Annotated in this window: 18 protein-coding genes and 1 pseudogene; 7 read left to right on the top strand and 12 right to left on the bottom strand. The window is 41.8% G+C overall.

What is annotated here, in order from left to right; genetic code table 11:
- Window positions 1-13 precede the first annotated feature (13 nt).
- On the top strand, window positions 14-421 hold the full coding sequence (locus CDG61_RS11575; RefSeq protein ID WP_087549276.1) for a Cd(II)/Pb(II)-responsive transcriptional regulator: 408 nt from the start codon (window positions 14-16) through the stop codon (window positions 419-421).
- A 446-nt stretch (window positions 422-867) separates the two neighbouring features.
- On the opposite strand, the pseudogene arsB reads toward CDG61_RS11575, so the two are convergent.
- The 3 genes and pseudogenes from arsB to CDG61_RS11590 form a co-directional block, all read right to left on the bottom strand.
- Window positions 868-1916 (bottom strand): annotated as a pseudogene (gene arsB / locus CDG61_RS11580) (ACR3 family arsenite efflux transporter).
- A gap of 10 nt (window positions 1917-1926) precedes the next feature.
- On the bottom strand, window positions 1927-2400 hold the full coding sequence (locus tag CDG61_RS11585) for an arsenate reductase ArsC (protein ID WP_087549277.1): 474 nt from the start codon (window positions 2398-2400) through the stop codon (window positions 1927-1929).
- A 14-nt stretch (window positions 2401-2414) separates the two neighbouring features.
- A complete protein-coding gene (locus CDG61_RS11590) occupies window positions 2415-2738 on the bottom strand; it encodes an ArsR/SmtB family transcription factor (RefSeq protein WP_087549278.1) in 324 nt (107 codons plus the stop codon).
- Between the two features lie 163 nt (window positions 2739-2901).
- Between CDG61_RS11590 and yegQ the strand changes: the two genes are divergently transcribed.
- Window positions 2902-4302, top strand: coding sequence for a tRNA 5-hydroxyuridine modification protein YegQ (gene yegQ, locus CDG61_RS11595; protein WP_087549279.1), 1401 nt, complete (start codon window positions 2902-2904; stop codon window positions 4300-4302).
- A 15-nt stretch (window positions 4303-4317) separates the two neighbouring features.
- The gene (locus CDG61_RS11600) at window positions 4318-4569 is read left to right on the top strand and encodes a YfhL family 4Fe-4S dicluster ferredoxin (protein WP_087512436.1); all 252 of its coding nucleotides are present in this window, start codon (window positions 4318-4320) and stop codon (window positions 4567-4569) included.
- Between the two features lie 183 nt (window positions 4570-4752).
- Here CDG61_RS11600 and CDG61_RS11605 read toward each other — a convergent pair whose 3' ends face one another.
- Window positions 4753-5646 carry a metal-dependent hydrolase gene (locus CDG61_RS11605; protein WP_087549280.1) on the bottom strand — a complete coding sequence of 298 codons (894 nt, stop codon included), beginning with the start codon at window positions 5644-5646 and terminating at the stop codon, window positions 4753-4755.
- A 164-nt stretch (window positions 5647-5810) separates the two neighbouring features.
- Window positions 5811-6701, bottom strand: a complete 891-nt coding sequence (locus tag CDG61_RS11610) for a LysR substrate-binding domain-containing protein (protein WP_087549281.1) — start codon at window positions 6699-6701, stop codon at window positions 5811-5813.
- A gap of 114 nt (window positions 6702-6815) precedes the next feature.
- On the opposite strand from CDG61_RS11610, the gene CDG61_RS11615 reads away from it, so the two are divergent.
- Window positions 6816-7484 (top strand): FMN-dependent NADH-azoreductase, encoded by a 669-nt coding sequence (locus CDG61_RS11615; protein ID WP_087549282.1) that lies wholly within the window; start codon window positions 6816-6818, stop codon window positions 7482-7484.
- 109 nt (window positions 7485-7593) lie between these two features.
- On the opposite strand, the gene ahpF is transcribed toward CDG61_RS11615, so the two are convergent.
- Window positions 7594-9159: an alkyl hydroperoxide reductase subunit F gene (gene ahpF, locus CDG61_RS11620; protein WP_087549283.1), complete on the bottom strand. Its 1566-nt coding sequence runs from the start codon at window positions 9157-9159 to the stop codon at window positions 7594-7596.
- Between the two features lie 574 nt (window positions 9160-9733).
- On the opposite strand from ahpF, the gene CDG61_RS11625 reads away from it, so the two are divergent.
- Window positions 9734-10342 (top strand): DsbA family protein, encoded by a 609-nt coding sequence (locus CDG61_RS11625; RefSeq protein ID WP_087549284.1) that lies wholly within the window; start codon window positions 9734-9736, stop codon window positions 10340-10342.
- Window positions 10343-10415: 73 nt separating this feature from the next.
- On the opposite strand, the gene CDG61_RS11630 is transcribed toward CDG61_RS11625, so the two are convergent.
- The 3 genes from CDG61_RS11630 to CDG61_RS11640 form a co-directional block, all read right to left on the bottom strand.
- Entirely contained in the window at window positions 10416-11252 is an 837-nt protein-coding gene (locus tag CDG61_RS11630) for a hypothetical protein (protein WP_228199639.1), read from the bottom strand.
- Window positions 11253-11381: 129 nt separating this feature from the next.
- Window positions 11382-12503, bottom strand: coding sequence for a toxic anion resistance protein (locus CDG61_RS11635; protein WP_087512429.1), 1122 nt, complete (start codon window positions 12501-12503; stop codon window positions 11382-11384).
- A 33-nt stretch (window positions 12504-12536) separates the two neighbouring features.
- Complete coding sequence (locus CDG61_RS11640) at window positions 12537-13316, bottom strand: tellurium resistance protein (protein WP_087512428.1); 780 nt, start codon at window positions 13314-13316, stop codon at window positions 12537-12539.
- 191 nt (window positions 13317-13507) lie between these two features.
- On the opposite strand from CDG61_RS11640, the gene CDG61_RS11645 reads away from it, so the two are divergent.
- Complete coding sequence (locus CDG61_RS11645) at window positions 13508-15052, top strand: DUF4139 domain-containing protein (protein WP_087549285.1); 1545 nt, start codon at window positions 13508-13510, stop codon at window positions 15050-15052.
- 89 nt (window positions 15053-15141) lie between these two features.
- Here CDG61_RS11645 and rnk read toward each other — a convergent pair whose 3' ends face one another.
- Window positions 15142-15546 carry a nucleoside diphosphate kinase regulator gene (gene rnk, locus CDG61_RS11650; RefSeq protein ID WP_087512426.1) on the bottom strand — a complete coding sequence of 135 codons (405 nt, stop codon included), beginning with the start codon at window positions 15544-15546 and terminating at the stop codon, window positions 15142-15144.
- A gap of 228 nt (window positions 15547-15774) precedes the next feature.
- On the opposite strand from rnk, the gene CDG61_RS11655 reads away from it, so the two are divergent.
- Window positions 15775-17337, top strand: coding sequence for a hypothetical protein (locus CDG61_RS11655; protein WP_147387789.1), 1563 nt, complete (start codon window positions 15775-15777; stop codon window positions 17335-17337).
- Between the two features lie 48 nt (window positions 17338-17385).
- Here CDG61_RS11655 and glyA read toward each other — a convergent pair whose 3' ends face one another.
- Window positions 17386-18639 carry a serine hydroxymethyltransferase gene (gene glyA, locus CDG61_RS11660; RefSeq protein ID WP_087512424.1) on the bottom strand — a complete coding sequence of 418 codons (1254 nt, stop codon included), beginning with the start codon at window positions 18637-18639 and terminating at the stop codon, window positions 17386-17388.
- Between the two features lie 243 nt (window positions 18640-18882).
- A complete protein-coding gene (locus CDG61_RS11665; RefSeq protein WP_087549287.1) occupies window positions 18883-20115 on the bottom strand; it encodes an alpha/beta hydrolase family protein in 1233 nt (410 codons plus the stop codon).
- Window positions 20116-20281: the final 166 nt, after the last annotated feature.

The raw sequence follows: 20281 nt of genomic DNA on the forward strand, positions 1-20281 counted from the left end.
GGAGAAATTCACCATGCAACAGTATCTCATCAGCGACCTGGCTAAAAAGACCCAACTGAGTACCGACACCATTCGTTTTTATGAAAAAAAACAATTGATTCAACCAAGCTTTCGTGCTGAAAATAATTATAAATATTATGATGATGAATGCCTGAAACGCCTGATCTTTATCAAACGCTGTCGTGCCCTTGATATGACATTGCATGAAATTGTGGCATTACTGGAGCAGGTGCAACATCCTGAACGTGGCTGTAAAATTGTCGATCAGTTAATTGAGGAACACATTCAACATGTGGAAACACGGATTCTGGAATTGCAGAGTTTTAAAACACAATTGATTGCCCTGCGCCAATCCTGCGCTTCAGACAGCACCATTGATCATTGTCAGATTGTTAAAAAGTTAGAGGCTTCGATTGAATAAACGTTCGAATACCTTGTGCTAAAAACATCGGGAGCTAAACAAAGTTTTGCTACAACATTAGACCTCTTGCATAAGTCAAAAAATGTTCAAATTTTAGATTTAAAACATATTCAAAAGAATGTTGGAAGTTCCTTCTCCCTTTGGGATGAGGAGGTAACTCCGCAAGAGGATGAGGGCTTTTAAATAGAAAGCCTCTCCCTCTTGCGAAACGATGTTTCTCATCCTGAAAGGAGAGGGAACCTTCAATATTGATTCAGATCTTGCCGAAACTAACTTTCGCAAGAAGTCTATTATTAAACCATATTTGAATCCCGATTATTTTCGGTATGAAATATAGTCATCAAATTGACTTCAGATTCACCCATTTCAATAGATTATCTGCCCATTTCTTACACTCAGAATAACGATCCATTATTCGAACAATACTGAATCTATATCTGGCAATATCATTTAACACCCACCTCTTTAAATACTTTTTTACGTAACCAAAGCGACACACTCACCAAAGCAATCAACACAGGTACTTCAACCAAAGGACCAATCACCGTGGTAAATGCTACTGGCGAAGCCAGACCAAAAGTTGCGATTGCCACTGCAAGTGCCAACTCAAAGTTATTACCTGCTGCGGTAAATGAAATAGCTGTTGTTTTCGGATAATCATTGCCCATCCATTTGCTCATAAAAAGCTGATAAAAAACATCGCAATAAAATACAGCGTCAGAGGAATAGCAATTCGCAATACATCCAATGGCAACGCCACCACATCTGCACCTTTTAAGCTGAACATCGCCACAATGGTAAACAGCAATGCCAGTAAACTCAGCGGACTGATTTTAGGAATAAAACGATTTTGATACCAATCCAGACCCTTTTGTTTGACGAGAATCAAACGGGTTAAAAAACCTAATAAGAATGGAATACCCAGATAAATCAGCACCGCTTGGGTGATCGTCCAAAAACTGACATTGATCACTTGCGCTTCAACACCAAAAAATGGCGGTAAATAAGTTAAAAATAACCATGCATAACTGCTGAAAAACAGGATCTGGAAAATACTGTTAAATGCCACCAAGGCTGCAACATATTGATGATCACCACAGGCAAGATTATTCCACACCAATACCATTGCAATACAACGTGCCAAGCCGATCAAAATCAGCCCTGTCATATATTCTGGATAGTTCTGCAAAAACAGAATTGCGAGTGCAAACATCAGACACGGTGCAATCAACCAATTTTGCAGCAAAGACAAAACTAAGGTTCGCTTATCCTGAAAAACCTGGCTTAAATTTTTATAATCCACTTTGGCTAAAGGTGGATACATCATCAAAATCAAACCAATGGCAATCGGTAAATTCACCGTACCCACACTCATCTGATTCAGCGTTTGTGCTGATTCAGGAAAAAACAGACCGATTGCAATGCCAATCGCCATGGCGATAAAAATCCAAAGCGTAAGATTCCGATCTAAAAAAGAAAGTTTCTGAACTGACATAGACGAATCTTCACGCAATCAAAGCAATTTTTTCGAGTGCTTTGGCTAATTCCTGTGCATTCAATTGTTCAAAATCCAGTGCAAAAAAAGCATCAAAACGTCGTTGGATATGTTGCACCGTTAAATTAAATGCCTGTAATTTTTCTGCTTCCGGCAAATCCAGATGCGATGGATCATCCAAACCCCAATGAACTTTTAAAGCATTACCCAAATAAAGTGGGCACGATTCATTAGCCGCTTCGCTACACACCGTCACCACAATTTCAGGAGCAAAGGCTTCACATGCCTGCATATTTTTACTGAATAAATCCTCAGTCGGGATATTTAAACTTTGCAAGGTTTTCAATGTGAGTGGATGAACCTGTCCAGATGGATGACTGCCTGCGCTACATGCCTGAAAACCTGATGGTGCCTGTACATTAAACAAAGCTTCAGACAGAATGCTACGACAGCTGTTACCTGTACATAAAAATAAAATTTTCATCTTAATTCAATCACCTATTCACAACAGTTTGAATTTTCAGAACATGAATTTTCAACCAGGTTAAACCGCTGATCCTGTTCTGCGAGTCTGAGTAAAATCTCTTTACACCACGGGGCTAAATCATCATGTAACTGATAGTAGACCCATTGCCCCTGGCGGCGATCCTGTAAAATCTGTGAAGTGCGCAGCAGTGCGAGATGACGTGAAATTTTTGGCTGACTGAACTCCAGAATTTCTGTTAAATCACAGACACAGCGTTCGCCCTGCTTCACGATCATCAGTAAAATATCGAGCCGGGTTTGATCCGCCAGACATTTAAAAAAATCAACTTGATTCATCTCTATATATGGATATATGCATTTCCATACATATTAAGCTTAAAATGAGTAAACTGGCAATATTCAGTGATCATTCATTTGTAATTCCGAGCTTTTTACTAGGTTGAATCTATTTTTTTTATCACTAAAATAATACCCATAAAGTTTTTATGCCTTTTACAACATGACCATTTCCCACGTTACTGAACTTCTCTCGCCTGCCGGTTCGCTGAAGAATATGCGCTATGCATTTGCTTATGGTGCGGACGCTGTCTATGCAGGTCAGCCGCGTTACAGCTTGCGGGTTCGCAACAATGCATTTGATCATGACAATCTGCAAATCGGCATTGCCGAAGCACATGCTTTAGGCAAAAAGTTTTATGTGGTCGTCAATATTCAACCGCATAACTCTAAACTTAAAAACTTTATCCGTGATCTTGAACCTGTGGTTGCAATGCAGCCCGATGCTTTGATTATGTCTGATCCCGGTCTGATCATGATGGTGCGTGAACATTTCCCTGAAGTGTCGATTCACCTGTCTGTTCAAGCCAATGCAGTCAATTGGGCAACGGTCAGGTTCTGGAAAAATATGGGGCTAACGCGTGTGATTTTATCACGTGAATTATCCCTCGAAGAGATCGAAGAAATTAAGCAGAATGTGCCTGATATGGAAATTGAAGTTTTCGTACATGGCGCACTTTGCATGGCTTATTCCGGTCGTTGCTTACTTTCAGGCTATATGAATAAACGTGATGCAAATCAAGGCGCATGCACCAATGCATGTCGCTGGGATTATAAAGTTCACGAAGCAGCAGAAGATGCATCTGGGGATGTCATTCCAGTCCGACAGCTGGAGACAGCATCAGGCTGCTGCAACAATAAAGATGCCGACGAGCAACACGCCCAAAATCAACATCAATTTGGCGAACCGGTTTTATTACAACGCAATGAAGAAGAAATGTTCGCTGCTGAAGAAGACGAACATGGTACTTACTTCATGAACTCCAAAGACTTACGTGCCGTACAGCATGTAGACCGTTTAACCCGAATGGGAGTTCACTCCTTAAAAATTGAAGGTCGTACCAAGTCCTATTTTTACTGTGCCCGTACCGCGCAGATTTACCGTAAAGCAATCGATGATGCACATGCGGGTAAAGGTTTTGATCCTGCACTGATGACCCAGCTCGAAGGTCTGGCAAACCGTGGCTATACCGAAGGTTTTTTACGTCGTCACGTACACAGTGAATATCAGAATTATGAAACAGGTTCTTCACGCTTTGACCATCAACAGTTTGTTGGTGAAGTTTTAGAGCGAAATGGCGACTATATCAAAGTCGAAGTGAAAAACCGTTTTGTTGTTGGTGACTCACTGGAACTGATGACAACCTCAGGAAATATCACATTTATTCTGTCTGAAATACTGGATAAAAAAGGTCACTCCATCACTGATGCAAAAGGTTCAGGTTATATCGTTGATATTCCAGTACCTGCAGATGTGGATATGACTTACGCCCTGCTCATTCGTAATTTACCAGAGTCCACTGCCGATATTCAGGCCACTTCACTGGCTTATCAGGCGGTTTAAAACTTCGAGGTATTTATGGCTTTACTGATAACAGATCAATGCATTAACTGTGATATGTGTGTTGCAGAGTGCCCCAATCAAGCAATTTTTGAAGGCGAAAAAGTCTATGAAATTGATGCTGAACGCTGTACGGAATGTGTCGGTTTTTACGAACGACAGACCTGCGTGGATGTCTGCCCGATTGAATGTATTCTGCCAGATCCGGCACATAAGGAAACCAGGGAAGAACTCCTGAACAGATTTTATTATCTGAATTTATTTGGTTAATCCACTGCGAAACATCAGTTTCCCTGTTTTACGTTAATCAGCGCATAATAACAATAAATAAAAATGGAATTAAGGTTCAGCGACTTAATTCCAGAAAAGGAAAAAATAATAAGGGAGAAAAAGCCAGAGTGTAATCTGGGGAGAAAATACTCTGGCTTTTTCTGTTCCAATGATTTCAGTGCATCAGGAGAATCTGACAGGAGGAGCCTGTACATACTGAGGCAGGTTATTTAAAACCGTCAGTGCCTGTTCTGTATTTCCTTCATGATCAGGATGAAACTTCGGTGAAGCCCAGCGCAGGACGGACTTAGTCAGAAAGCTGAAAGTAGGCAGATTTCCTGTTTTACGACCGACTTTCTCCAGTTCCCACCACATTTTAAATACATTGGCTTTGGCCAGTTTCTGCATCTCTTCCAGGCTGTCCTGTCGGGCTAAACCACGTCCAATATCCACCATCAGATACATGAAAATCGGATAAATCACTGCCATAAGTGCCTGACGGGTCAGATAAAAACCATGTTTATTCTGTAACAGGTGATGGAACAGATCAAAAGCAACATTGCGGTGTTCAACTTCTTCAGCCAGATGCCAGCGGAATAAATCACTCATTTCGGTATCAGCATCAAACTTTTCCCAGTTATGACTGTTATCCAGCGTCCACTGTCCGATAACACCTGTGAAATGCTCAATAGTCGCAATGATTCCAACGCGTAGGGTTAACCAGTAATTTTCTAAAAACCTGAACCGATCAACCGGAATCCCGAAGGGTTTATCTGCAAGCAACTGTCCAAAAATTGCATTGGCAACTTTTAAACCAGACTCAAGATCATAATTCTGCTCCCGCATAAAATGCTGCCCTTGAATATGTGCCCGTGCATGCATGGCTTCCTGTTTAATAAATGCCTTTACATCTTCTTTTAACAGATCATCCGTTATCAGAGGCAGAGCTTTATTGAAGACACGGCAAAACCAGAATTCACCGGCTGGCAGCAGGATATTGATCGCGTTGTAGGTATGAGATGAAAAAGGATCTTCAGCAATCCAGTGAATTCTTGATTCTGAAAAATCAAAAGCCATCGTTCTTGGAGTAATTTTTATATGCTTTTTTACCACGACTCATCGTCCATTATCGCTCTTTTAAGCAATTCTAAACGATCATTTCTGCACCACATTGGCATGACTGACGAAGCCTGATCTTTTTGTGTTCACTTTCTGTGTGTAATGTCCACTTATTTAAACCCTTAAACAGTTGAATCATATGATTTTTCAAATACAGACCTGGTCCAGTTTTTCACTTCATTCACAATAAAATCAGCATCCGGCAAAGTTAACAGATAATAGTTCATTGCCTGCTCTCTATGCGTGGACACTATTTTCATCTTCTGATTTTTTAAATAATGTGCCACAGAAATACGGCTTAGCAAAGCAACACCCTGCCCTGACAGTACAGCCTGAATGGCATGGCTTTCCTGCGTATAAAATACCTGTGGCTGTCCTGCCTGAATATGCATCCCCTGTTTTTCAAACCACTTTTGCCAGTTCACGCGGTTTGGGCAATATTCATCTCCCCAGGTAAAATGAATGAGTGGTACAGTCTGCCAGTCCAGTTCACTCAAGTCCATTTCAGAACAGCCCACCACGACATATTCATCTCCTGCCAGAAACTCTATACTGACATCCTGATAATCACCCGAACCATAACGGATGGCTAAGTCATACATGCCCGATGCCATATTCACAACATCATAGCTGCTGTGTACCCGAAACATGATGTCAGGAAACCGTTGCTGCAATTCGGGTAAATGCGGAATAATCCATTCACTGGCAAATGTAGGCGTCGCTGTAATGGTAAACAGTCGCTGCCTGTTCTGTTCCAGCTGCATCAATGCCGTATGGATCTGGTCAAAACCTGCCTGTACATGCTTAAGCAGATATTCCCCTTCAGGTGTCAGGCTGATTGAGCGCGTCCGTCTTTCAAACAGTTGTAGATTCAACTGCTGCTCCAGCTTTTTTATCCGATGGCTCAAAGCAGTCGGCGTTAAAAATAACTGATCTGCGGCTTTCTTAAAACTTAGGTGCTCAGCAACATACTGAAAAGCTAATAATTGCTCTAATGAATAATGAAAGGTCATCCGAAGCATCTTCATGAATGAATTTCATTCAGTTATAGCATGTAATTTTATCGTTTGTTGTTCTGTTGATGTTGTTTGAAAATCAGACTTATCTTCAATGCATGAGTCATCAAAATGACCAATATTTTAAGAATTGATGCCAGTGTGAGAACAGGAATTTCAGGAACCGACCCTCATGGCTCGCTCAGCAGACGTTTAACTGAACTGTTTATAAATACATGGGCTGAAAATGATTCATCCATCCAGGTCAAACACCGTGATGTAGGGAAAAATCCTCCGCCTCTGATTGATGAAGAATGGATTGTTTCAGAATTTGGTTATGCTGAATCTGAAGAAAAAGCCCAACAGCGTTTAAAACTGAGTGATGAGCTGATTGCTGAATTAAAATGGGCAGATCTGATTGTAATCGGTGTACCTATGTATAATTTTGGACCACCAGCACATTTAAAAGCATATATTGACAATATTGTCAGAAAAGATAAAACCTATGCTTTTGATGCAGATCAGCAGCAACCTTATGCAGGACTGCTGGACGTGCAAAAACCGCTGGTGATCTTATCTGCCCGAGGTGGGCATGACTTTGATGCTCCTGATGCTCCTTTTCAGAATCATGTGGAACCGAGTATCAAAACAGCTTTTAACTTTATCGGCATTCAACAGTTCCATGAAATTGCAATTGAATATCAGGAATATGGCGGGGAGCTTTTAGAAAAATCCATTCAACAGGCTGAACAGAAAACCACAGCGCTTATCAGTGATTTACAACAAAAACTCATCCCATAAAAAAAGGAACTGAGCTGTTAGAACTCAATTCCTGTTAACTGCCGGAGGTATCGGAAAAGCCACGATATGAACCCTGACTTTTCCTTTACTCCATTCGTTTCAGATGATCTTACTGACCTGAACGGATCATGTAATCAAATGCAGACAGTGCTGCTTTCGCACCTTCACCTGATGCAATAATGATCTGTTTGTATGGAACAGTCGTACAGTCACCTGCTGCAAATACACCTTTCACATTGGTTTCGTTACGGTCATTCACCACAATTTCATTACGGTTTGACAGTTCTACAGCTGTTTCTTTCAGGAAGTCCGTATTTGGCAACAGACCAATCTGTACAAAAATCCCTGCCAGTTCAACTGTATGTTCCGTATCCGTTGCACGGTCTTTATATTTCAGTGCAGTTACCTGAGAACCATCACCAACCACTTCTGTAGACAGTGCATTCATGATCACTGTGGTATTTGGCAAGCTGTTCAGTTTATCCTGAAGCACCTGGTCAGCACGCAGTCTGGTATCGAACTCAACCAGCGTCACATGTTCCACAATACCCGCCAGATCAATAGCAGCTTCAACACCTGAGTTACCACCGCCAATTACAGCAACACGTTTGCCTTTGAACAATGGACCATCACAGTGCGGACAGTATGCAACACCACGGGTTTTATACTCTTTCTCACCAGGAACATTCATTTCTCTCCAGCGCGCACCGGTAGACAGAATGATCGTTTTAGATTCAAGTTTTGCACCGTTTTCCAGTTCAACTTCAACCAGACCGTTCGCTGTCTGATCAGCACCTACAATGTTTTTCACACGCTGCAGGTTCATAATGTCCACACCGTACTCACGTACATGCGCTTCCATATCGGCAGCAAATTTTGGTCCCTGAGTTTTCTGCACTGAAATAAAGTTTTCAATGTCCATCGTATCCATAACCTGACCACCGAAGCGTTCAGCCACGATCCCTGTACGGATACCTTTACGTGCCGCATAAACGGCAGAAGTTGCACCAGCAGGCCCACCACCGATCACTAAAACATCAAATGCTTCTTTGGCATTGAGTTTTTCAGCATCTTTAGCAGCTGCACCTGTATCCAGTTTCGCCACAATCTCTTCCAGTGTCATACGACCCTGTCCAATGTGTTCACCGTTCTGGAACACCATAGGCACAGCCATGATTTTGCGTTCTTCAACTTCATCCTGGAAGAATGCACCATCAATCATGGTTGCAGTCGTACCCGGGTTGTTGATTGCAATCAGGTTCAATGCCTGAACCACGTCTGGACAGTTATGGCAGCTTAATGAAACAAATACATCAAAGTTTGCAGTCAGGTTCAGACCTTTGATCTGTGCCAGAACTTCGTCTGAAACTTTTGGTGCATAACCAGAAACCTGTAACAAAGCCAGAATCAGTGAGGTAAACTCATGTCCCATTGGTAAACCAGCAAAGAATACACGTGGCTGTTCACCTTTTTTTGCAATACCAAAGCTCGGTTTACGGTCGTTTTCACCATCAAAACGTGCAGTTACCTGATCAGAAAGTGCAGCAACCTCAGTCACCAGTTCTTTAATTTTGTCTGATTTTTCAGAACCATTTAAAGAAGCAACAATTTCAATTGGGCTTTCAAGACGTTCAAGTAATGTTTTTAATTGAGCAGAAGTATTTGTATCTAACATGCTAACAGTCTCCAAGGGAGTAAATTCTTTCGTTGAATATATATTACGTCGATTTAAAAAATAGATAAAACAGTTTGTTTTCATAAAAACAATCGGATTTTCAGTTTAATCATCACCCTGCTGAAAACCACGACAAAAAACACTGTTTTAAAATAAATTTCAATCAGTTAATTTCTTCATTCTGCTCTATATATGAGGATTATTCCAAAATAATCAATGATTGTTCCTGTATTTCTTCAGTATTTTAAATACGGAAAGAATCTGAAGTCAGAGACACTGGAAGTAAAAACAGGTTATATCAGTTATTCACTGTAAAATAGATGTAAAAACCAGTAAGCCACTGAAATTCAATTATAAAATATAAAATTTCTTGTAAACAGTACAATGCTGTCTCTTCGAATCTTAAAATTTCATTATCTGCAAAAAAACACTTCAATTCCCCCACTGGCACTGCACAAAAATGCCCTAACACACTGCCTGATCAGGTTTATGCTGAACCTGAACAACAGATAACTGTCCAGATCCATATTTCATTCTGCACAACAGAACGAATGATTAAAACAGAGGCACAATAATGAAAATTGAATTCGTATTTGATATTGCATATCCCATGAGTTACGTCGCTTTTGAAAAGCTCAAACAGCACTGGAATCAAGCAACTGCCACTAAAATTGAACTGCTGCCTGTACAGGTTCTCCCCGAAATTCCCCTGGAAGGTATAAATGTCTACGAATATCTGACTGAACGTTATGGTTCAAAAGAAGCCAACCGTAAACTTGAAATGGCTAAATTCGCTGCCTACAGCGAAGACCTGACCATTGATATTGAACACATGAAACGTATGCCGAACAGTCGTCTGGCACATCAGGCTATTTTAGCGCTGGACAATGTTTTTGATCAGTACGCGCTGACTCAGGCGATCTTTCATGCCCTGTTTACACATGGTAAAGACATTTCAGATACAGCTGTTCTCAAAGAGATTATTGAAGCCATGGGACTGGATGGTACCAAAGTCCTGCGCTCCATTCAGCATAAAGAGATTGCAGATAAGCAGGCTGAAATTACACGATATGTGCAAAGTTTTGGGCAACACCCGACACCCTATTATATTGTGGATGGTGAAATACAGGATGAAAGTTTTTCCACACTTGAGCTGAAACGGTTGCTGTTACAGGCGAGTTAATACCTTAAATAAATCAACAGTAGCCTTCTCCTGAGCCACCTATAGTGCAGAAGAAGGCACTTTTCAATACAGATTAATACTGAAGTTTCTGTGATATCCGCACTAACCTTTTTTTTAGCCCTTTGGACAGGAAGTAAAAAATACCGCTGATCAATACTGAAACCGCAATCAGAGCATAAAGTACATAATTGAGAACCCTGGACCAGTGGGATGCTTTCGCAACCAGTGGTTCTACAGACTGAGCAAGTGGTGTGACTGCCTGACCATAAAGCTGATACTGCATGGACCATAACTGTTCAGGCTTCAGACCATATTCCAGAAAATGTGGATCTTTACGTTCTGCCTGAATCAGCTTTGCTGTGTAGGCAACAGCCACATCTCTGTCCTGTGGTTTATGCAGTAACGCAGTCTGTGCAAGCACATAGTCTTTAACCGGTTCAGGATCTTCTGTGCGCTGTAAATACTGATAAATCTGACTTTGCTGAATACTCTGATCATAACTGACCAAAGCCTGATACTCAGATGCTTCATCTTCTTTGAGGTCATACTGTACATAAGTCAGACCTGACCATAAAACAATGAATGCCACCAGCCAACCGACAAATTTCAGTACAAAAGACTGAAAACGTATTCTGAAAAACCTGATTTTTTTTAACAGTGAAACACTGATAAAAGCACCCGTAAATGCCACGATCAGTTTCAGGATCAGCCAGCCAAACCATGAAAGCAGGTTCAGAAAATAATTGGGCTGATGCATAAATGCTTCAAACTGTGCGTTGATACTGAACGGTATATGTAACTGCCGAACCTGCTCGGAAACACCAAACAGCCCCAGCACCATATCCTGCTGAAAAAAAATGGAGACAAAACTGATCAGTGCGAGTGTACTGGTCGCAACTGCCATCACCATCAGCCTGTTCTGACGTCGCTGTAACACTGCAACGCCAGTTTCTATCTGCTGCAACTGATCGATTTCACTGTCATGACCTTTGACCTGTCGTTCTGACAAATTTCACTCCTCAATGTTCATACTGCATGATCAGGACTTGGTCGCTGTATCCAGTACCATCTGCTGTAAATTATTCTGCAGTGCTTTAATTCGTGTGGACGCTTCCTCACGCTTCTGCATTCCCTCTTTCTGAATCTGAATCACATCATTTACAGTCTGTATGAGGGTATTCTGTACATGTTCAAGTGTTTCAATATCAATCACTGAGCGCTGATTGGCACGGGCAGTATCCACTGAGTTCTGGTGCAGCAGATCGGCATTACGCTTCAGCAGTTCATTGGTGGCATTATCAATAGTGTTTGCCAGCTGAACACTGTTTTTCTGTTCATGCAGTGATATCGCCAGACTGATCTGGTTTTTCCATGCAGGCAAAGTTATATTTTTAATGGCATAAAATTTGTCGACCAGCATTAAATTATTGGACTGAATAATGCGGATCATTGGTAGTGTCTGCATGGCTGACTGTTGCAGAACAAGCAGATCACTGACCCGTTTTTCCAGGTTATTAGCCAGATGATTCAGATCATAGATTTTCTGACTGGTCTGCTGATCCTGTTCCTGAGTGGTCAGTGTCACAATTTCCTGCTGAATTTCTTCCTGCTTCAGTCGCCCAGCCGCAACATATATGCCCAGCTGTCGGTATTCATCCTGCACACCGGCAAACATTTTATCGAGTGTGCCTACACGAGCTTTCAGCCCATTCTGAGAGGATTCAATTTCTTTCACCAGTGCATCAATCTGCTCTTTGGTGGTATTGAAATGCTGATCAAAACTCTGCTTTGCCCCCTTAAACTTACTCAGTAAACCACCAATAAAACCTGTATTTTTAGATTTGTTCAAAAGATTGCTGGTATTTAACTGCTGTGCCACCTGAACCACTTCATTCAGCTTCTGTCCAGTGACATCCAGATCTTTATTTTTTACAAGATCAAGCAGTTCATCAGTATAAGTCGATGTTTTAGTCGCAATATTTTTGCCATACTCAGCCACAGAAGAATGATTGATTTCAGCCAGTTCCTTGCGGGCATTCAGTACTTCTGTAAAATCCTGCTCCTGCAGACCCAGTTCTTTCAGATTCATCTGCTGAAACTTTTTTTCAATAACTTCTGAGGAAAATTCCACAGGTAAATTCTGTTGTTCTGAAGCGGTCATGGCTCACCCTGTATGTATAACTGAATTTTTGGCTTAAGATTTCTCTAATGATTTTTTAAGCGTCTTAATTAAATTTTCACGACTATTATTAAGCTTTTCCAGATCAGTTGTCGAGCTGGAAGCAGTATTGTGCTTTACATGATATTTCCACGCAGGAATCAGGACTTGCTGAGCTTCCTTAAAACGGTCAAGCAAGCTAAAGGACAGCTGCTGAGACAGCTGCATCTGAGCAATTGCAATATCATTGTTCGCCTGTAAGGTTCTTAAACTGTAGATTTTCTGAGACAGTCTTTCTGAAAAATTATCCAGTGGATGCTGTTTTGTAAATGACGGATATTCTTCAAGGAACTCCTCAGCGGCCATAATATATTTTGCCATCTGCTCTCTTAAACCCGTCAGTTGCTGCAAACGGGACTGTGACTTCTGAATCTCAATCTGAAGTTTCTGACTCAGATGGTTTGCCCGATCCAGCAGAACATCAAGGTTTTTATAATACTGTATCTGCCCTGAAGTATATTCAAGGTCTATACCCAGCCATTTCTGAACAGCATGAAACTTTCTGGTTTTCAGATATTTTTTTGAATCAGCCAAAGCACTGATCAATGATTCAATCGTGGAACTGAGCTGCTGGGTAAGCGCAGGGTCAACACCGTTCAGCAACACGGACTGTGCCTGAATCAAATGATCAGCATAACGGTTCAGCTGCTGCTGATTGTTGACCAGGGGCGAGAGGTCATTACGTTTGATCGAAAGTGTATCATCCCTGCTTACACTGATCTGATTCAACGGCTGTAACTGAAAGAACTGAGTCATCGGAATTAAAACACCAGGTAATCAAACTGTTATCTGAATAAATCATGTCCCATACTACAGCATTCTGTTGCATATTTTATTCAGTGATTTGTTACTGAACCGGTCACCCTAGACCATTTAAAGTCATAAAACAGACTGTATTTTTCAGCAAATTCAGACATAATAATTTTTTTCCAAAGATACCTATAAGAATGAAAAACACTTATTTTCTCCCGCCCCTGCTCGGGCTGTTCAGCTTAAGTTTTCAGGTGTCTGCACTGACAACAGCGGATGCTCCGATACAGCAGGTCACACTGTATCCTGGCGCTGCAAAAATTGAACGCAGCATTAAAGTGAAATCTGGTGAGCAGCTGGTCAGTCTGCAGGGGCTCGCAGCTAATTTTGATATCAATCAGTTGCAGTATCAGACCTCAGGTATAGATGTAAATGCTGTCTCACATACCGACAGCGCACTGGACAAACCAGCCGGCAATGAGTCCAGCCAGTTAAAGACAGAAATTGAACAGGTTCGTGATCAGATTTCAGCACAGAATGCAATTATTCAGTCCGCTGAACTTCAGAATAAATTCCTCACCAACATTACCAAGGGTTCTGCCAGAAAAGTGCAGAAGCAGGCATATCAGGCATTTATAGCGATAGATGAAGCTAAAGTTAAAAAAGAAAAACTGACCCAGCGACTGAATGAACTTGAACAGGATCTGAATGCGATTGGTGATCATGGTTTTAATCAGCGAACTCTGAAATTTCATGTCAATGCACCACAAAACGGTGAAATTCATCTCAGTTATATGATTCCCTATGCACGCTGGCAACCTGTTTATAAAGCTGAACTGGACTCTAAAACACAGCAGCTGAAACTGAGCCGAATGGCAATGATTGCCCAGAAAACGGGAGAAGACTGGAATAATGTCAAACTGACTCTTTCCACGTCCACCCCACAGAACTATGTAGAACAGATCAGTCCAGCGCCGTGGTGGGTCAATTACTACGAACCTGAACCCATCAGACCGATGCCTGCACCTGTCGCTATGGCAGAAATGGCTTATGGTCGTGCATCAGCAAAAATGCAGGCTGCGGGACGGGACAATCCAGAACCTGGTTTCCCACAGTTTGAAGCCAGTGAACAAAATTTCAGTACAGAATTCAGATCGTCAACCAAAGCCTCTGTTCCAAGCAGTCAGCAGCTGATTTACCTGCCGCTGAGTACAGAACAGTATCCTGCAAAACTCTCAGTCTGGGCTATTCCAAAGCAAAGTACTCAGGCAACAGTCAATGTTGAAGTTCCTGCGCAGGGTAACAACTGGCCGTCGGGTATGGTGCGTTTATACCGTGACGGTGATTATATCGGGCAACGGAACTGGAACAACCATGCGGACAGTTCACTGCAGATGAGTTTTGGCGTCGATGATCAGATCCAGATTCAGGTAACGGATCTGAGCAACAAGAAAAGCCCTGCTGGGAAAACTCAGTCCACCACGGTTCAGAAACAGCAGTACACTGTTAAAAACCTGCATCGCTATCCTGTAAACCTGGTGCTGTTTGAATCATCACCACAGAGTCAGAATGGGAAACTCAATACACAATCCACTTACAGTCTGCCACCCTCACAAACCAGCTGGAATGGTCAACCTGGGATCAACAGCTGGCAGACAGTACTCCAGCCGGTTCAGAGTTTTCAGCTGGATGTACAGCATGAGTTTAATTTCCCTGCCAAAGGGACTACATCGGGCTTCTGATCCATTCATCAGCTGAAACTAAAAAGGCTCTGATTGATAAAATCAGAGCCTTTTGCGTATTCTGCCAGTTTATCACTGACCGCTATGCCTTAAATATAATTACCTTCACGTTCAGGCTGATACAGCACTTTCTCAATTCTGACTTTCATCAGGTGTCCATCTGGCTGAGGCCACTCAATTTCCTGCCCTTCAGCCAGTCCTAGAATCGCAGCGCCCACAGGTGCAATCACATTGACCTGACCTTTCTCACCTTTAAAATCGTGTGGATAAACCAGTACTATTTCAGTTGGTTCTTCAGCTGGTGCAATCGTAATCAGAACACGGGCATTCATGCTGACCACATTTCCAGGAACATCTTCAGGCTTGACCACTTCTGCCCGTGCCAGCTCATCTTCAAGATGCTGCATCGTTGGAGTCAGTGTGGACTGATGTTCCAGCATTGTTTCCAAACGATGCAGATCCTGTTCTGAAATAACAATATTTGGTTTGTCCATAACATCACTCCTGAGTACCAGAAAACCATTTTCTGGCACTAACAAAAAATTAAATCGGTATGCTTTAAATTCTTAACACAGAATCCTGTATTTACAAATAAATATCTGTATTGCCCACTTCAAAGAAAAATTTATTTATTGTATGTTTTAAATACATAAATTTGTTCGAGAATAAAAATGACAGGGATGGCATTAATAAATACAGACGGTATCAGCTCAACAGAATTTATGCAAAATATACGTCGTAAATTCCATAATCCGAATCACAGTCGGGAGTTTTATATACATTCTGCTCTGCTCACTGTCCATTTTGACGGCAGTTTTGAATGTCTGCAACGTCTGGATCAGATGATCACCGCCTACAGGAAGCAGGTTGGTCCACTGAATGAAGACTTTACTTCAGACCCGACCAAGGTAAATGCTTTAATTTTAATTGCAAGCTATATAGGTGCTTTTTTCTGTCAGAAAACAGGAAAACCTGAAATCTGGTTCAGTCAGGCTGAAATTTTCAGCGATTCTGACCAGGTATGCTCTACCCCTTTGGACAATCTGCTGCACAGTTATGCTGTCATGGACGATCAGCAGGCTTTCTTTCCTCTGCAGTTGCTGTACCAGCATCTTTCAGTCAGTGAAGAGCTGACACCCTCAGTCAGCCAGAAAATTGAAGCACGTATTTTAAGTCATCTACTCAGACATGTTGCAGAAACTGAAGCCTATAATAAAGAAATGCATTTTTTACAGAAAATGTATTTAAAAAACTATCCTCTGGACAAGGAAAATACTTTTCAACCTCTGATCAACCTATGCAATCTTGATTATTCAACAGACAGCCTGGATCGTCTGGATGAACTGCTCAGAGAAATCCGTCAGCAGTACAGACTGATGCCTGAAGCCTTCTTAAAAAATCCTGAAAACCATAATTTCATTTTATTTGTCAGTGGCTATTTAGGGCGCATTACTGCACAACAGTCTGCTGCAACTTTACGCTGGCTTCCACCTGAGCAAAAAAATAATATTATTGATAAAACAGCACGGGATTATATTGGTCATTTACGGGTTGCTCAGATCAATCAACATCTGGTTTTTGTTGCCCAGCATGTCTGTGATTTCCTGTTCAGTCCTCTGGTTCAGACCAGCAGTAAAATTTATACAGCCAATATGGTTGATAAAATCCGTTCAGAAAGTACGCCCATTTACTTGGTACCGCATCTTCCCTCCACAACTGCCAGTCCATTTTACAATGTACTCTTTCAGGCAGGCAGGCTCACAGGTCATCTGTTTCAGCAACTGTTCAATACAGCTGAACAGCGCAGTACCACTGTGACACCCACCAGTTTCCCACAGGGAAATACATTTATCAGTCATTCTGATGGCGTGGATCATGCACTCAGACAACTGCACAGTAACTCAGATCAGCATGAATACAATGCTTTAGGCTATGTCACTCAGGTATACCTGCCACATCTCTGTACTCAGGCAATCACGCTGAATATTCGTGACTTTTCAACAAACAGTATGAACTTATGCCTGAATATTCCATTTTTTGAATCAGATGATTATCGCGGGTTCTGCATTTTACAGCCCTATATGTTCAGCTCAGATATCAGCACAGAAACCCATATGCAGGAGATTTACAACAGTATGGGTGCTTTTTATGAGGGACTTCATCATTTTGAACAGTCCATCGCTGAATCTGAAAGAATCTGGAAAAAATATTATTCCCCAGGAAAACATCCATATCCAGGAATTTTCCCGACCGTTCAGCCCAGTGAATTCAGCTTTAAAAAATAAAAAAAGCCTCCTGTATCAGGAGGCTTTTTCAGTTTTCAGCAAAATGTCTTATTTTGCGTAAACCGGGAATTTAGCACATACCGCTTCAACTTTCGCTTTCACAGTATTGATCACAGCTTCATCACCTTTTGCATCCAGGATATCTGCAATCCAACCAGCCAGGTCACGAACTTCAGCTTCACCAAAACCACGTGTAGTCACTGCAGGTGTACCGATACGGATACCTGAAGTCACAAATGGAGAACGTGGGTCGTTAGGCACAGAGTTTTTGTTCACAGTAATGTGAGCAGCGCCTAACCATGCATCAGCTTCTTTACCTGTTACATCCTGTTTGATTAAAGACAACAGGAACAGGTGGTTTTCAGTACCGCCAGATACAACATCGTAACCACGTGCAATTAATACTTCAGCCATCGCTTTAGCATTAACAACGACCTGTTTCTGATATTCTTTATATTCAGGAGCCATTGCTTCTTTAAAGCAGATTGCTTTAGCGGCAACAGCATGAACCAGTGGGCCACCCTGGTTACCTGGGAATACAGCAGACTGAAGTTTTTTCTCAATCTCTTCGTTTGCTTTCGCCAGGATCAGACCTGAACGCGGACCACGAAGTGTTTTATGAGTCGTTGTTGTCGTTACGTCAGCAATTTTCACCGGGCTTGGGTAAACACCCGCAGCAACCAGACCTGCAACGTGCGCCATATCTACGAATAAATATGCACCAACTTTGTCCGCGATATCACGGAAACGTTGCCAATCAACGATTTGGCTATAAGCAGAAAAACCAGCCACGATCATACGTGGTTTGTGTTCTACAGCTAAACGCTCAACTTCTTCGTAATCAATTTCGCCAGTTTCTGGGTTTAAACCGTACTGAACTGCGTTATATGTTTTACCAGAGAAGCTTACTTTTGCACCGTGAGTCAGGTGACCACCGTGAGCAAGGCTCATACCCAGTACTGTATCGCCCGGGTTCAGAAGCGCTAAATAAACTGCTGAGTTTGCCTGAGAACCAGCGTGTGGCTGAACGTTGGCATAATCTGCGCCGAATAATTCTTTAGCACGGTCAATCGCCAATTGCTCGATCACGTCTACATATTCACAACCGCCGTAATAGCGTTTGCCTGGATAACCTTCCGCATATTTGTTAGTGAGTTTTGATCCCTGAGCTTCCATTACTGCTGGTGAGCAATAGTTTTCAGATGCGATTAACTCAATATGAGCTTCTTGACGAGCATCTTCCTGAGTAATTGCTTTAGCAATTTCTGGATCAAATTCAGAAATAGAGATATTGGCGAACATTAGCGAGGTCCTATGAATTAGGGCTTTTAAGCCGTGCTAAGATTGGCGCATATTGTAACATGAAGTTCATACAAATAAGGAATGAACTTTGCTCAGTTTTACACAAAAAAAAGCTCATCCTGAGATTCAGAATGAGCTTTTTGATCACAATTCTTTTATTCAGTCAGTTTCAGCAAAAAAACATCTTTTTAAACTCACTGAATACGTACCTTAAAAAATCGGAACACAAATATTCAGTTTCTGCTACTGATTCAATAAACCACCAATATCCTGAACAAAATTGCTGAAATTTTGTGTATATACAGTCCCGTGATCCCACGTTTTATTTGAAATGTAGGTGACACTGCTTCCTTTATTTTGCATTGCCCCATTCAATATATCTGTAGCTGCTGATGGCACAGTTGTATCTGCCTCACCCTGATAAATAATCACCTTCTGATTCAGTTTTACAAGACCCGGTTGTGATCCCTTTTCAAGAAACTCCTGTATCACAGGTATTTCCATAAACTTACTTTGAGTTCTTCCATACCCCTGTAAAGACCCCATACCAATAGGACCCTGCGCATAATCCTGCATTCCTTTACCTAAAGCCAATCCTACTGTACCACCACATTCTGCTTCTGCTACAGGAGCAATTTTTGCAGTATCAGGCTGAAAAACCTGAGAATAACTGACAGTCGTTTTATACCCCTGCATACCTGCAACAATCAAAGAAGTATAAGTATCCAGCTGAGCCAGCATCCCAATCTGTTCAGGAAGCGGTTTCTGAGCTGCCTGAGCTTCACCGACGGATAATATCAAAGCCAGATTCGAAGCCGGTGCAATTGCAACCGTCCCTTTATAATCCAGCTGAGCGCGTACAGCATACTGTGCAGCTCCAAGTACAGCATGCCCGCCCTGTGAGTGTCCAATACTGACCCATTTATCACTGACCGCCAGATTCTGAGCTTTCAGATAGTTTCGGGTTGCAACTACAGCATCTGTAATTGAAAATGCTTCACTTTTCAGATTCAGAAATGGGTGATTTCCAGCAGAACCCAAACCTTCATAATCCGGTGCCACCACAACATAGCCCTGTGCCAGCAGTAATTTCAATAATGCTTCTGTTCCCTGCAACCCTTGTGCACTTGGAGCACACTTATCTGCAACACCCGTTGTACCATGTGCCCAGACCACAATCGGCCATCCTCCCACAGGAGCAGCAGTTTTTGGCGTGAAAACAAGGGCTGTTGCATTCACTTCCTTACCGTCCACACCGAGCATTTTGTAGGTCATTAACTTGCTGATCGCAGCTGCATCGGTCATGCTGTCTTTTGTATAGTCTTCAACTGTGACCACAGGATTTGTAATATTATTCAGCGGAATATCATCCCCTGGTTTTGAAATGACGTAACTTGTATCTCCATCGCCACCACCACATGCACTCAGTAACAGTACTGAGCTGCTCAGTAAAACCGTCAACAGACTTTTTTTCATGATGTCATTTCCTTATTTATTATTCAAAAATCCATAACTTAAATATTTACGCCATTTTCAACTGAAGGACAACACGTAATTCATCTTATTCATCGGGAAAATCCAGTCATAAAATAAATATCAGTCCGCTCTTTATTTCATTTCTTTTTATCAATTAAGAAAACAG

This window comes from Acinetobacter sp. WCHAc010052 (assembly GCF_002165295.2).
Classification (GTDB): Bacteria; Pseudomonadota; Gammaproteobacteria; order Pseudomonadales; family Moraxellaceae; genus Acinetobacter; species Acinetobacter chinensis.